Consider the following 13,855-nt stretch of genomic DNA (forward strand, 5'->3'; position numbering starts at 1 on the left):
GAACGCCGTGCCCGATTCAGAGCCGTTAATCCCCGTTCTGTTTTAGAGGATGGGCGGTGAAGCGCCTTTGACTGTAAAAAAGTGGACAGTGTGAAAAATTTTACATTTTATTGTAAGTGTTTATTTTATGGGCGAAAAAATGCCGGCGGGAAGGGGAGTGTAAAAAAATTCACACCTTGTCATCTTAGAGTGATATTTGGGTCCGGCGGCCAACTCGTTGATCTATAACAGGACCCGGCGTTTCGGGATGCGTGGGAGGCATTGGTACGGTTGTTGGATCAGCAAGCGGGATTGGTAGAAGGGATGCTTCTTTTTATTGTGATGAGTAGTGACTGCGGAGGCTTGCATGTTGAAAACGACGTCGGTTTTCCTGGCCGCTTTGCTGATTGCCGGCTGCGGCGCGTTGTCCTCTCCCGAAAACTCGAAACAACCATCACCGGCAGGAACCAACACCACCACCCAGCTTACCGGCTACATCTACCCCAAGTATCTCATCGTCGGCATCCTCTATGCCCCTCCGGGAAGCGCAAGCTACGTCCGGTATCCCGTCGACGGCCGGCTCCTCGGCTCCAGCTCGCTCAACCGCCAGTCGTTCTCCGACCCGGTCAGCGTCAGCACGGGGGGCGCCATCTTCGATGCGAGCCTCGGTAACTACACCCAGTCGATCGACACCGCCTACACGGCGGCCTTCGGGCTGATGATGGAGGGAAACAGCGGTCTCACCCGCTCCGGCGAGGACGCCCCCCAGGGGATCGATCACGACAGCGACATCATCTTCGTCTGGCTCAACCCGGCGGCCAAGCTGACCATCAGCGGGTCGTCGAGCATACGCTGGGACGGATATGCCAACCGGGAGGAGGACAGCGCATCGTCCCCCTTTCCCGACATCGTCGCCCTGCGCGTTTCCCAGTTAAAGGAGCCGAGCCGGATCCCTGCCGCAGCCGCCGCGCTGCTGGCCCGGAGCTGGGACACCACCGTCGGGGGGCTCACCGCCGACGACTACGCGGCCATCCTGGCGGCCGACCCCTTCACATCCGGGGAGTACGACCCGGCCAGCGACGACGGCTACCGCTACGACCTCCAGACGACCAGCGGCGGCAGCACCTTCACCTACGGGCCCGATACCCAGACCTTTACGGTCACCCCCCGCAACGCCTCCTCTCGGAAGCAACTGGCGAAGTACAACTACAGCGTCGACTGCTACGTGGACGGGCCGGTCGATTTCACCTACTTCGTGAGTAACCACCTGAAGATATCGAAGACCTACACCACGACCGCCAGCTGGAATTCATCGACCTCCAGCAGCGCGCAGCCGGCGACCTTTTCCATCACGGGCCCCGCCCTCGACGACAACTACACGGGACCCGCCACCTTCCAGGTCTGGAGGGACAACCTCTTCGGATCGTACATGTTCTATCCGGTGGCAAAATAGCGAAAGGCGAGGGGAAATTCCCCTCGCCGGTGCACGGTCAGACTTCCAGCAACTCCTGAAAATGCCGGAAATCCCGGACCACCTGGGGTACGGCTACCAGCCGGGGCTGATAACCGCGTGTCTGCAGACGGTGAAGGCAGCTGTAGAGTGCCTCGATGCCGCTTCGATCGATCTTCTCTATGCCACTGCAATCAAGATGGACTTCCCTGGTTTCCTTCCCCAACCTCGTTGAGAGCTCTGACAGCGGAATGAGTTGTCTTCCTATCCCGGAGCTCGACCAGTCTCCCTGCAGATGAGTGCACACAACCGATTTTCTTTCCACCGGATCCCCCTTCCTTGACACAGTAACGCCAACCGCCTCATACACTGCTGACTACTTCTCGGTCTTATCGCGGCCGGACTTGAGACAAAAAGGGCGCCCCGCTTTTGCTACGGGGACCGGCTTACTGCCGCCCGGCCGCCGGTTCGCACCGGATGGACGCAGAAGGTCTTCATCATGTTCTGCACGGCCGGCAGGTCCTTGTCGAAGGAGTAGCGGGCCGGCGCCACGTGGACCACCCGATAGAGCCAGTTTCCGGCCGGGCAGGCGTGGATGAGGCTGCGGTACTTCAACCCGTCCTTGCGGGTGTAGGCGAGGCGGATCACGCTCCCGGGCCTTCCTAGCACCTCGGCGGGGGCGTTTTCTTCGACGGCATCGTGGACGGGGAATTCCTGTAACTGTATCCCTCAATCTCTCGATGTCAAAGGGTCTGCCCGCATCAGGCACACGTTTGCACGGATACTGTGTTGGGCCAGTTCGTGAGTGAGAAAGCTTTAGCCGGCTTGCTTATCTTTGTTGAGATATTTATCTTTTGGTACCGTGCTGGAAGAATGGGGACGTGACGTACTCAATTCAGGACATGGTAATATGATTTCAAATATTGCCAATTAATTCGTTTTATGGGATAAGAACAGCAGAAAGGGCGTAAATGTGATGTCTTCAGCCAATAAGAAGGGGTCTTGCTCTTATGACATAAAGAATCCTAGTCTTTTTGAAGGATAACGATATATGGCGCAGAGATTATTCGACCGTGTGATAGCATCGAGCAATGCGTTCTTCGGCCGCAGGAGTAAGAACAGCAACCTGCTTTTCGGGCTGACGATAGCGATGGCGGTCGGAACTCTGGACCTCACCACCCCACCACAGTACCTTTTTCTCTTCCTGTACCTCTTCCCGATCTGCTTCACGACCTGGTTCGCCGGTCCCCGGAGGGCGGGGCTCGTCATCCTGGCATGCATCTACTTTTTCTCCGCCACCCAACTCGAGTTCACCCACGATTACTACGCCACCGTTTGGAACATGGTCTCCACCCTGGCCACCTTCTGGGTGGTGATGTCGATTGTCTCCTGGATTTACAAGAACTGGACGGCGGACGCCCGGATGTCGCGGATCGATCCCCTGACCGGCGTCTTCAACCACCGCGGTGTCCTGGAGCTGATGGAGTACGAGGTGCCGGCGCTGCAGCGTTCCAACACCCCGTTCACGGTTGCCTATCTGGACATCGATCATTTCAAGACGGTCAACGACACCCTCGGGCACCGGGCCGGTGACCGCCTGCTGCAGTCGGTGACGAGCTGTCTGAAGATGCAACTGCGCAAATCGGACGTCATTGGGAGGCTTGGGGGGGACGAGTTCGTGATCTTTCTACCCGGGACCGACCAACTGAGCGCCCAGGTGGTGATCCGGAAGGTGCAGGCGGCCCTGGCTGCGATGTTCCGTGCCGACGACCTGCCGGTCTCGGTCAGCGTCGGCGCGGTAAGCTGCGCCGGAGCCGGAGGGAGCCTGGACGATATCATCAGCCAGGCCGACGGTCTCATGTACCGCGTGAAGAATTCCGGGAAGAACGACGTCCAGTTCGCCGACTATCGCGCAGGCTGCTGCTGACCCGTTCGGCCCCCCCGCATCCCCTCGCCTACCCCTTACCCCTGAGCATCCCGAAGACCTCTTCGAGGAAATGGAGAGCCGCCGAGTAGATCCCGCCGGGGTATTTGGACTCGCGGGGCCCGGCGACGTTCAAGGTGCCGATCTCGTTTTCCTCTATCCACTGGGCGACCTCCCCCGGGGTGATGAGCTCCGGCGCGTCCAACTGGACGATGAGGTCCGGTCTCCCGTGCTTCAGGGCGAACTCGTGGGTGGCCTTGGTCCCTTCCGTCACGTCCCCGATGTTCAGTATCAGGGTGCCGTCGCTTTCCACGACGTTCTTCTCGGTCCGGATGATGTAGGCAGCCGACTCCATTTCCGTGAGGTGGTAGTGGGGCGGAATGGTGCCGTCTTCAGCGAGTCTCCCTTTCGGGCAATACCCGCCGGTCGCCAATCCGTTCGCCGCCGCGGCGTCCAGTCCGGCCCGGTCCACGCCGGTCTGCCCTCCGGAGATGACTTCTCTGAGCATGAATGACCCCTCGATCCCCCGCTCGCACGGGAAAGAATAGCGGCAAGTATGTCAAAAAAATTGGGAAAGGCAACTACCCCCCGGAATGAGCGGTTGTCATTCCGGGGGGTTAGCGTCTGCGGTGGCAGGTTGAGGGGAGGGTGTCTCGCAATGTCGCGGGAAGGGGCGGGCGTCAGCCGATCCTGAACTGGCGAACCAGGCGCTGGAGCTCGTCGGCGCTGCCGTGCAGCTCGGCGGCGGCAGAGGCGGATTGGCGGGCGCCACTGGTGGTATCGCCGATGATCTCGGTGATCCGCTGCATATTGGCGCTGATCTCGGAGGTGGTCGCCGTCTGTTCCTCGGCCGCGACGGCCACCATCTGGACCTGGCTGGTGACGGCGGCTATCTTCTCGAGGATCTCCTCCAGCGCCTTCCCGGAGCCGGCCGCCTTCTCTGACCCGCGGGCGACCTCGGTAACCCCCTCCTCCATGGCGGTCACCGCGTCGCCGGTCTCTTTCTGGATCGCCTTGATCATCTCGCCGATTTCGCGGGTAGCCTTGGTGGTCCGCTCCGCCAGCGCCCTCACTTCGTCCGCCACCACGGCGAATCCCCGTCCCTGCTCTCCCGCCCGGGCGGCCTCGATGGCGGCGTTCAAGGCCAGCAGGTTGGTCTGATCGGCGATATCCTCGATGGTCCCCACGATGGCGCCGATCTGATCGGAGCGGGCTCCGAGGCTTCCGACCGCGGCGGCGGTCCCCTTCACCCGGTCGGTGATGTTCTTCATGACGGAGATGGTTTCCTCCACCACCCGCGCTCCCGCCAGGGCGACTTCGTGGGCCTCCCGCGCCCCTTCGGAGGCGAGCTGGCAGTTGTGGGCGATGTCGCAGGAGGTGGACGCCATCTCCTCGCCCGCGGTGGCCACCGTGCCGACCTGGGCGGAGGCCCGGTCCGCCCCGTCGGCCATGCCGCCCGCGGCGCTCTTCACCTTGGTCGCCGCCTGGAAAAGGTGGGAGGAGGTCTGCGCTACCTGGGCGATGCTTCCCTGCATCCTGTCCACGAAGCTGTTCAAATGCCGGCTGGTTTCGCCCAGCTCGTCCTTGGAATTCACGTCCAGGCGCTTGGTCAGGTCCCCGCCGGCAAGCTCCTCCATGAGAACGTTCATGGCGAGCAGCGGCTTGGTAAAGGTACCCGCAATGAGGATGGAGAAGACGGCCGCCGCGGCGACGGCTACCATGAGGGCCACCAGGGTCACCAGCAGCACCCCGTTGAGCTTGCTCGTCACCTCGTGGACCGGGACGGTCACTCCCAGACTCCAACCCGGCCCGGCAATGGGGGCATACGAACAGTACTTTTTGACCCCCTGGAAGCTATAGGTGCCGATACCCGACTCGCCGGCGACCATCTTCCCGACGATGGCTTTGAGGTCGCTTCCGACCTTGGCGTCTTCGAGGAGGTTATGCTTCATGACGAGCTTTTCGGAGGGATGGACGATGGTCAGGCCGTTCTTTTGCACCACGTAGGCGTAACCCGTGGCACCGGGCTTAATTTTTCCCGCCATCTTGATCATGTCTTCCAGGCTGACCGTCGCGGCCACCACGCCGCCGAACTGGCCGTTGCGGGTGATGGGGGCAGCCACCACCACTACCTGTTTGCCGTCGACCTTGGAGCGTACCGGGTCGGATACCACCACCTTGCCGTCCTTGGCCTCCTTGAAGTAGGGGCGGTCGGCGACGTTGATCTTGTCACCGGTGGTCAGGATGGCGTTTCCGTCGGCGTCGGTCACGAAGAGGAAGGCGTAGGCCGGGTTCCGCTTGTTCTCGTTCTTGAGATACTCCACTCTTGTCTGATCGTTGCCGCCGACGAGGAGCGGCGAGGCCGCCAGTTGGGCCACCTCACCCCTGCGGATTTCCAGCCAAAGGTTGAGCTTCTCCGCATTGTGAACCGCCAGCGCCCTCAGCCCTTCCTTGGTTTCGCCGACCCAAAGCCCCTTGGTGATCCAGTAGTTGACCGCTCCCAAAATAACCACCGTGGCTACCATGGCCACCACGATGGCTGCCGTAAGCTTCGCCCTGATACTGTTCAACTTCATACCCTTATCCTCCGGACCACCTTGGTTAGTGAAGATCTTTGGAAACAGTTCAATAGAAGAAAGGTGACGTGTGAATGTCACTGCAGGTCCGGAGGTGAAGGCGGAAGGGACTTACCGGGATGTATATCGACATAGGAAGAGGGTGACTTGAAAATTATTTCACCGTCAGCGCAATTTTTGCCGATTACCAGCTCTTTAACGTTCCCAAATACTCTGCGGTGAAAGAGCATGGCGGGTCGGGTATTGCCGGGACTGTTTCCGGAGCGGTTGAAGATTACGTCGTGGGGGGATCAGGATGACAACGAGAGGGTACCTAAGGCTAAGCCCAACGGAATGAGCGGCTGTCATTCCGGTGGGCCTAGCGGCTGTGGTCGTAGGTTGCCGGGAGGAGGGGGTGTTTCAGGACGTCACGGGACGGCGGCGTAGCCGGTGAAGAGATAGTCGTTCCCCTTCACCGGGGTGTGGCAGCCGAAGCACTCCTGGACGAAACTGGCGTCCTTTCCGTAAGGCTGGTACTTCGGGCCGACGAAGCGGGCGAATCCCCAGCCGCCGGTCGCCTTGTACCTCGCCGAATCCTTGACCATGAACTCGACCTGGGCGAAGTTCTCCGGTACCGTCGCCACCGGGAATTGCGGATGCTTTTTGGCCGACCAGGCGATCTTGCAGAGGACGGCCCCGTCCGGCATCGGCCGTACCTTGTTCCGCATGGCCTGGACGGCAATGGGATTGCCGAGGATCAGGCGGATCTGCTGCTTGTCCTCCCGGTAGGAAGGCGCGATCACCTGCCACATCCGGTAATCCTTGAAAAGGCCTATGCCATTGGGTGCTACGGGACCGTTACCGTTAACGGCCAGGGCGGCTGAAGGGATCACGATCAGGGCTACCAACAGTACACTCAGATACAATCTCACAGTCGTCTCCTTTTCTCTCAGAAACTGTCCAAAGTCTCCTCTGTCTGTACAAATCCCGGTGCAGTGTCTTTCACAAAGCGTACTCAAGAGTATCATAGAATTCGAAGGGTGGTTTTCGATGGCCGGATACGCGAAGGGCGCAGGGTATCAGTCACCTGCGCCCCTCGCGTATGTGCGATGGGAGAGGCCTCCGCGGCTAGTGGGGGTCGGTGGCGGGGGCGAACTGCTTGATCGAGACCGTGGTCTGGTGGCATTCCTTGCACTCGGTGGGGCCGCGGTGACTGGTCTCGTGACAGGGAATGCAGAGCGCGTGGGCGACGTCCTTTCCCCAGTTGTCGATCTTGCCGGGAGTGGAAGCGTGACAGGAGGAACACTGGTTATTGACGAGCCTTTGGTGACCCCAGTGTCTGAACGGGAGTGTCAGATCCCCCATGTGGAACCTGATGATCTCCGGGCCCCGATTGGGGGTGGTGTCGGCGGAAAAGCTCACAGACGCACCGGTGAGTGACAGAACTAACACGGCTAAGAGAATATGTCTCATCTTGGCACTCCTCCATTACGCGCTGAGACAATTTTAACTCCTGCGAGTTGGTTGTCCAGATCCAGTGCAGAGGGGGGAGACGCGGCCGGAAAGGTCATTGATCGTTGGAGGGGACGGGGCCGGCGGTGTCGAGGGTGAAGCGGAAGGTGCCGGCGATGGTGTAGGTCGGGCCGGAGAGGGTGAGGTCGTAGCCGTCCTGTATGGTGGCGGTGAAGGTGCCGGAGATCCTGTCGCCGCTGTCGGTGCCGAAGGAGTTGAAGGTGATGGCTCCGCCGACGGTTTGCAGAAGGGTCGACTGTTGGCCGTTGAAGAGGTAGAAGGCGCCGGGAAAGGCGGGGCGCTCGGCGGGAAGGGCGGCAAGCTGGTAGCTGGTGCCGGGGAGAAGCGCCTGCGGGGTCAGGATGTCGATCCTCGCCACCGTCCGGAACGCGGGGTCGGTCAGGCTTGAGGCGATACCGGCTCGGAGGACGATCCCCTCTGGGGAACGGGTGGCCGCCAGGAAGTTCGCTTCCCTGATGGCATAGGTGCCGCCGGTGATGGTGAAAGCATCGGGTGGCGTTACGGTCTGCGAGGGGGGATCGGCCTCCACCACGGCGGCGGGTGGGGTCGGGCCCCCTCCGCAGGAGCAGAGGACGCAGAGGGCGCCGATGAGCGCAATACGCTTCAGGGCGTGGCGAGCCCGTGGGGCAGCAGACGGAATGCCGTATCTCGCAATTGTCATGGCATCGCTCCCATGGGTATCCAGGGGACTCTTTCACGGAGGATGCCAGCGGGGAGGGGGAAGGCTGGACCGCCCCAGGGGGCGGGAGTTGTTCGCTTTTTTGCGCCGGGGGCGGATGGCGGGGGCGGTGACTACCGTTAGAGACCTGTAAGGAGAGCCGACGCTCTGTCGGTCGGTTTGACGGCGATTTCCCCGGCCCCCCTCCCTCCCGTTGCGACCGAGAGACGGTGATGAGGCGGAGAGGTGGCGGTGATGAGGCGGAGATGAGGCGGAGATGAGGCGGAGATGAGGCGGAGATGAGGCGGAGATGAGGCGGAGCGGTGCCGGAGCGGTGGCGGCGCCCGGAGTGGTTAGCCCTGGGCGGCGGCGAGGAGGTCCGCGGTGGTGACGACGTTGGCTTGCCGGGGGAAGACCTTTTCGGTCAGGACACGGTGCACCTCGGGGTCCTGATCGGAACAGGCGTCGGAGACGACGCAGAGGGCGTAGTCCATGTCGGCCGCCCACCGCACGGTGGATAAGACCACGCCACTGGTCGATATCCCGCACAGGACAAGCGAGGTGACGCTCCTGGCGCGGAGAACGGCGTCGAGTTCGGTGGTGGAGAACGCTCCCACCCGGCGCTTGGTGACCACCAGTTCGCCGGGAAGGGGGGGCACTGCCGGATGGATCTCGGCGCCCGGGGTCCCCTCCACAAACCGCCCCGAGCCGCGTACCGCCTGGAACATCCGGTTGCGGGGGGAGAGCTCGGGGTACCCCTCGCGGAAGCGGACCACGATGTAGAAGACGGGGATCCCCTTTTCCCTGGACATGGCGAGGACCTGGGCAGCATTATCCAGCAGCGGCTGGCGCCGTTCCTCCGGCTGCATGGCAATGATGTCGTTTTGATAGTCCATGATCAGGACGGCGGTGCTGTCCCAATCGATGCTCGGCGCGCTCATGATCTCTCTCCTCCGGCGGTGCTATTTCGACTTTGGCTTGAGCTTGTGGTAGAGGATGGCAAAGGCCACCACCGCGATAAGCAGCAGGAAGGCGATCTTGATCCCCAGCAGGGCGAACCAGAGGGTGAGATGCGCGAAACCGACGGCGAGTTTCAGGATGAAAGCCGCCAGGATGATAGCCAAAACCGCCGCAATGACTGCGGCCGACTTGTGATTCACTTTTCCTCCCGAGCTTGTGTGAGTATCAGTCGGAGACGACCAGCGAAGAGTATAGCAGAGCTCCCGGACGCATTAAAGCGAAGAGAACGATGAATGCCGGCTGGGCCGGTTGCATTGACAGAATCCTCCCTGGCCCTAAACTTTGCCTGTCGTGGATGTGTGATGCAAGTCCAGGCGGGAACGCATGAGGGGGGGGGATATGAAAATCGGAATCGTCGGCTGCGGCCTCGTAGGATCGACGGCTGCCTACGCCATGGTGATGAGCGGGATCGGCCGCGAGATCGTGCTGGTCGATATGAACGGGGCGAGAAGCCGGGCGGAGGCCAACGACATCTACCACGCGGTGCCGTTCGCCCACCCGCTCACGGTGGCGGCGGGGAGCTACGAGGACCTCCAGGGGAGCCGGGCGGTGATCATCGCCGCCGGAGTCAGCCAGAAACCGGGAGAGACCAGGCTCCAACTGCTGCAAAGAAACGCCGCGGTCTTCCGGGAGGTGGTCCCCACCGTCCTCAAGAACGCCCCGGATGCGATCCTGGTCATCGCCACCAACCCGGTCGACGTCATGACCCACCTCACGATCCGCTACGCTAACGACTTTGGCGTCCCCTCTACCAGGGTGATCGGTTCGGGGACCATGCTGGACACCGCCCGTTTCCGGACGCTGCTCGGCACCTATCTCGGCGTGGACTCTCACCATGTGCACGGGTACGTGCTGGGCGAGCACGGGGATTCTGAGGTCCTCACCTGGTCGCTGGTCACCGTGGGTGGGATGCCGCTGGAAGAATTCTGCGGCAAGCGCGAGGTCTCCCTGGGGGCGGAGGAGCGCCAGCGGATCGACAACGACGTCCGGCGGGCGGCCTACTCCATCATCGAGGGGAAGGGGGCGACCTACTACGGGGTGGGGAGTGCGCTGGCCCGCCTCATCGAGGTGATCCTGCATAACCAACGGGCCATCCTGACGGTATCCTCGCTGATCCCCGAATCCTGGGGAGGGCCGAACGTGACCTTCTCGCTCCCGCAACTGGTCGGCGGGGAAGGGATCCTCGCCACCTTCCCGCCGGTTTTGGCCGCTGAGGAGGATGAGAAATTGCGGGCGAGCGCGCGGGTGGTCACCTCGGCGCTCGAGGGGCTTTAGCGGCGTCATGCCCGGGTGTGCCGTAGCGCTCAATGTTTCGCGGCAGTTGACGATAACGCAATGGAGAGCTACGGTGACCGTGGCTTGGTAGGGCGGACGGCTCGGGAGACGTAATGAAGATCGAGAAGTACCAGAAAGGGGAGCGGGTTGTCATCTCCCCCGGCGAATACTACGCCACCGCGAGCCCCGGGGTGATTTCCACCCTGCTTGGCTCGTGCATCGCCGCCTGTCTCTATGACCCCGTCCGCCGCATCATCGGGATGAATCACTTCATGCTCAGCAACCGCCGGTATTCGCGCGACCTTCCCCCCACGATCACCGAGGCCGGACGCTACGGCATCCATGCCATGGACCTCCTCATCAACGCGATGATGGCAAAGGGAACCACCCGCTCGATGCTGCGGGCCAAGGTCTTCGGCGGCGCCACCATCCTCAACCCCGATAGCGCCGGCGGGAACTTCTTCTGCGTGGGGGAGGTTAACTGCCGTTTCATCACCGAGTACCTCGAGATGGAGCGGATCCCGGTCGACGCGATGGACGTCGGAGGGGAATTCGGCCGGGTCATCCACTTTTCCAACGGCGATTTCGCCGTCCACCGCAGGAAGATCAATCATCTCCGCAGCGACCGGCTGGCACAGCGTGACCGCTACTGCTGGCAGAGGGCCATTGAGCAGCAACAAGCGGCCCTTACTCTCGTCGATATCTGGGAAGGCTAAGCTGCTGACATAGCGCCGGCTCATTCTCCGTTGTCCGCTCATTCAATGAAGTCACAGACAATAGTCAGTTCACCTCGTGACAAAACCGTGACTCTGCCAGTCGGTAAGGAATCGGAATGCGTTGACTGAGTGAGGGAACGCGGTATAATGCCGGCTTGATTCTATGCCAAAGGAGGTCGTAATGAGAAAGTTCATTCAACTTGTTGCCGCTACGCTGCTCACCCTGTCATTAGCCCTGCCGGCGTTCGCCGCCGATCCCAATCCCGCTGCCAAAGCGATGGAAAAGGGGAAAGGGACGGTTGCCGCTGCCAAGCAGGCGGCAGTCGACATCAACAGCGCCACCGAGGCAGAATTGAAGGCCATTCCCGGGATCGGCGATACCTACGCCAAGAAGATCATCGCCGGACGGCCGTACGCGAAGAAGGACCAGTTGGTCTCGAAGAAGGTCCTTCCCAAGGCGGTCTATGACAAGGTAAAGGAAAAGATCGTGGCTAAGCAGGCGAAATAGTAACGGTCGGACCGCGACGATTGAAAAAGGGACCACCCGATGGAGGGTGGTCCCTTTTTTTTCTGAAGCAGCTATCCGCCTCTTCGGCGGACTTCTCCCTCTTCCCCTTGAAGTGGCTAGATCGTCTCGTCCTTGGTGCCGGTCTCGATATTTTTCATCCTTTTCTCGGCCAGGGCCCTCATCACCGAAATGGCGGCTTTGGCACCGTCGAGCTTGAAGCGGATCACCTTGAACTGGTCGGATTGGAGCGGTACGGCAAAACCTACCCGGGTGGCGGTTTTCAGGAGCGTGTCGATCGATTCGAAATCGCTGAACCCATACCGGTACATCCCGTTGTCGAGTTGGCCGTCACACAGTACCTGCATCGCGCTCGAGCCGGCATCGGAATTGGCGAGGACGGTGTACTCGTCCCCCTTGCTGCACCCGGTATCCATGCCGATCAGCCAGACGCAGGATCCACTCTCCACGAAGCAGAACTGCCCGAGCAAGGCGCCACTCTCATTGCCGGTGGCGGCATAGAGGAACTTCTCCGATTTGGTGTCCACCGCCCAGTTCCCGAATTCCTGGGCCAGTACCGGCTTCACCAGGACGGACAGCACCAGCAGTGCGCTCAGTACATATCTCATGACAACGGCTCCTTTTGCTTTTGTGATGCTACCCCGCGTGTGCTGGATGAACGCCGCCGATAGCTTCGGCACCGCCGGAAAATTCTATCTCACTGTAGCGAATGCTACCATGCGTACCTGGAGTTGACCACTCACTTTTGAGCGGTTGGCATAACGGTGGCTTTCCTCACAGGAGAGAAGACAGTCGGCTCCGTTGTCCCAGTCAGCGATTGGCCCGAGCCTGACTCATTTATCTTTTATAATTCAATAATTAATACAGATCCATTGAAAGCGGTTTAGTCGGCAGTAAAATGAGCTTTGGGTGATCTGTTTCTTCATTTTCGTGGCAGAGGAGGACGTATGAAGAAGCTAGCTGCGTTGTTGATGCTGGTCACGGGAATTTCGGGTTGCGTGCCGACGAAGGATCTCGCCAAGACATTGCGATACGCGGACAATACCCCGGTCGGGGTGGAGAACATCAAGTTCATCGATCTGCAGCAGATGAAAAAGGGCGAATCCTGCACCTTCAACATCTTCTATTTCCTGCCTCTTTGGGGGGACGGATCCATCATTACCGCCGCCAACAAGGGATCCATCAACACGGTGGAATTGATCGGTGAGACAGGGTACTGGTACTTCCCCTTCAGCACCAACTGCACGATAGTCTACGGCGACCGGGGCTTGAGCAAGCCGACCGGCGTTCATGGGATCAAGAGCATCGACAAGTGAGGGCCGGGTGAGTTCGAGCCCGCGGCAGCCGAATGGCCGCAGACGGTGAGCGGAAGCGGGCCGGTGAGCGGAAACCAGGGCCGGTGATCGGAAAACGTGGGGACCAAGGACGGGGACGCCGACCGAGAACGGGGACGCCGACCGAGAACGGGGACGCCGACCGAGAACGGGATTGCCTCGATTAATGGAGAAAGGGATCGGCGCCGTGGTGGCCGATCCCTTCGTTTTTGCGGAGGCAGGTTACTGGGCGGCCTGTTGCCCGCCGCGGAAGCGCCGCACCAGCACGGGGACGAAGAACATGGCGGCCAGCACGATGATCATGGTGATGTTGGGATCGCGGATGTAACTGTTCAGGCGCAAGGTCGTCACGGCGATGACGCCGAAGTAGAGCATGTCGCCGGCGATGGCGATGGCCCAGCCGGTGACGAAGCCGTGGCCGGCGGCGAGCGCGGAGGCGCGCCCGGTCATCGGGTCGACCCCGAAGGCGACCATGACCAGTCCCAGGGGGCCGGTGGTGGTGCCGCCGAAGTGCGCGACGCTGCGGGCGGTGGTCGCCTTGAGGGCGAGGGCGAATTTTCTCACCAGCGGGATGATGCCCCCGAGGGCGACCATGAGCTTCAGTAGCGGCTCGAAGGCGACCGCCAGCACCAGGTCGGAAACGAGATAGAGTAGGGAGGTGAGCGGCCATGCCACCCCCTTGGTCTTGGCGAGGAGGACGCCGGCCGGGATGCCTCCTCCCACCGGGAGGAGAAAGAGTTTGAAGATGGAGACGACCGCCGACGCCGACTGGGGCGGGACGGAGAGTGATGTCAGTGCCATGGGACTCCGGTTGCTGCGTTGTTCTCAAGGTCTGCCGGCCGGTGGAGGCGCAGGGTGCGCCCCCCGAAGGCAAACGTGGCGCAA

Annotated in this window: 17 protein-coding genes; 6 read left to right on the top strand and 11 right to left on the bottom strand. The window is 61.2% G+C overall.

The genetic code is table 11. The features are described 5' to 3' along the window. Positions 1-346 precede the first annotated feature (346 nt). Complete coding sequence (locus tag ACYVL5_RS06935; protein WP_460594825.1) at positions 347-1,432, top strand: hypothetical protein; 1,086 nt, start codon at positions 347-349, stop codon at positions 1,430-1,432. A gap of 37 nt (positions 1,433-1,469) precedes the next feature. Here the strand turns inward: ACYVL5_RS06935 and ACYVL5_RS06940 are convergent, their stop codons facing one another. Both ACYVL5_RS06940 and ACYVL5_RS06945 read right to left on the bottom strand, forming a co-directional pair. After that, positions 1,470-1,799, bottom strand: coding sequence for an STAS domain-containing protein (locus ACYVL5_RS06940; protein WP_460594826.1), 330 nt, complete (start codon positions 1,797-1,799; stop codon positions 1,470-1,472). 62 nt (positions 1,800-1,861) lie between these two features. Next, entirely contained in the window at positions 1,862-2,077 is a 216-nt protein-coding gene (locus ACYVL5_RS06945) for a hypothetical protein (RefSeq protein WP_460594827.1), read from the bottom strand. A gap of 403 nt (positions 2,078-2,480) precedes the next feature. On the opposite strand from ACYVL5_RS06945, the gene ACYVL5_RS06950 reads away from it, so the two are divergent. Next, positions 2,481-3,356, top strand: coding sequence for a GGDEF domain-containing protein (locus ACYVL5_RS06950; RefSeq protein ID WP_460594828.1), 876 nt, complete (start codon positions 2,481-2,483; stop codon positions 3,354-3,356). Positions 3,357-3,384: 28 nt separating this feature from the next. On the opposite strand, the gene ACYVL5_RS06955 is transcribed toward ACYVL5_RS06950, so the two are convergent. From ACYVL5_RS06955 to ACYVL5_RS06985, 7 genes are all read right to left on the bottom strand, one after another. Then, positions 3,385-3,861 (bottom strand): putative molybdenum carrier protein, encoded by a 477-nt coding sequence (locus ACYVL5_RS06955; RefSeq protein ID WP_460594829.1) that lies wholly within the window; start codon positions 3,859-3,861, stop codon positions 3,385-3,387. Between the two features lie 172 nt (positions 3,862-4,033). Further along, positions 4,034-5,929, bottom strand: coding sequence for a methyl-accepting chemotaxis protein (locus ACYVL5_RS06960; RefSeq protein ID WP_460594830.1), 1,896 nt, complete (start codon positions 5,927-5,929; stop codon positions 4,034-4,036). A gap of 407 nt (positions 5,930-6,336) precedes the next feature. Continuing rightward, a complete protein-coding gene (locus ACYVL5_RS06965) occupies positions 6,337-6,840 on the bottom strand; it encodes a cytochrome P460 family protein (RefSeq protein WP_460594831.1) in 504 nt (167 codons plus the stop codon). A gap of 196 nt (positions 6,841-7,036) precedes the next feature. After that, positions 7,037-7,381: a cytochrome c3 family protein gene (locus ACYVL5_RS06970; RefSeq protein WP_460594832.1), complete on the bottom strand. Its 345-nt coding sequence runs from the start codon at positions 7,379-7,381 to the stop codon at positions 7,037-7,039. A 94-nt stretch (positions 7,382-7,475) separates the two neighbouring features. Beyond that, a complete protein-coding gene (locus ACYVL5_RS06975) occupies positions 7,476-8,102 on the bottom strand; it encodes a hypothetical protein (protein ID WP_460594833.1) in 627 nt (208 codons plus the stop codon). Positions 8,103-8,452: 350 nt separating this feature from the next. Beyond that, on the bottom strand, positions 8,453-9,040 hold the full coding sequence (locus tag ACYVL5_RS06980) for a cysteine hydrolase family protein (RefSeq protein ID WP_460594834.1): 588 nt from the start codon (positions 9,038-9,040) through the stop codon (positions 8,453-8,455). 21 nt (positions 9,041-9,061) lie between these two features. Beyond that, on the bottom strand, positions 9,062-9,259 hold the full coding sequence (locus tag ACYVL5_RS06985; protein ID WP_460594835.1) for a hypothetical protein: 198 nt from the start codon (positions 9,257-9,259) through the stop codon (positions 9,062-9,064). Positions 9,260-9,458: 199 nt separating this feature from the next. Between ACYVL5_RS06985 and ACYVL5_RS06990 the strand changes: the two genes are divergently transcribed. The 3 genes from ACYVL5_RS06990 (at position 9,459) to ACYVL5_RS07000 (ending at position 11,618) form a co-directional block, all read left to right on the top strand. After that, positions 9,459-10,394 carry an L-lactate dehydrogenase gene (locus tag ACYVL5_RS06990; RefSeq protein ID WP_460594836.1) on the top strand — a complete coding sequence of 312 codons (936 nt, stop codon included), beginning with the start codon at positions 9,459-9,461 and terminating at the stop codon, positions 10,392-10,394. Positions 10,395-10,507: 113 nt separating this feature from the next. Continuing rightward, a complete protein-coding gene (locus ACYVL5_RS06995; protein ID WP_460594837.1) occupies positions 10,508-11,110 on the top strand; it encodes a chemotaxis protein CheD in 603 nt (200 codons plus the stop codon). A 181-nt stretch (positions 11,111-11,291) separates the two neighbouring features. Next, the gene (locus tag ACYVL5_RS07000) at positions 11,292-11,618 is read left to right on the top strand and encodes a ComEA family DNA-binding protein (RefSeq protein ID WP_460594838.1); all 327 of its coding nucleotides are present in this window, start codon (positions 11,292-11,294) and stop codon (positions 11,616-11,618) included. A gap of 116 nt (positions 11,619-11,734) precedes the next feature. Here ACYVL5_RS07000 and ACYVL5_RS07005 read toward each other — a convergent pair whose 3' ends face one another. Beyond that, entirely contained in the window at positions 11,735-12,244 is a 510-nt protein-coding gene (locus tag ACYVL5_RS07005; protein ID WP_460594839.1) for a hypothetical protein, read from the bottom strand. A gap of 339 nt (positions 12,245-12,583) precedes the next feature. Between ACYVL5_RS07005 and ACYVL5_RS07010 the strand changes: the two genes are divergently transcribed. After that, positions 12,584-12,952 carry a TRL domain-containing protein gene (locus ACYVL5_RS07010; RefSeq protein WP_460594840.1) on the top strand — a complete coding sequence of 123 codons (369 nt, stop codon included), beginning with the start codon at positions 12,584-12,586 and terminating at the stop codon, positions 12,950-12,952. Between the two features lie 240 nt (positions 12,953-13,192). On the opposite strand, the gene ACYVL5_RS07015 is transcribed toward ACYVL5_RS07010, so the two are convergent. Continuing rightward, positions 13,193-13,771, bottom strand: a complete 579-nt coding sequence (locus ACYVL5_RS07015; protein ID WP_460594841.1) for a hypothetical protein — start codon at positions 13,769-13,771, stop codon at positions 13,193-13,195. Positions 13,772-13,855: the final 84 nt, after the last annotated feature.

The organism is Geomonas sp. Red276 (assembly GCF_054784495.1).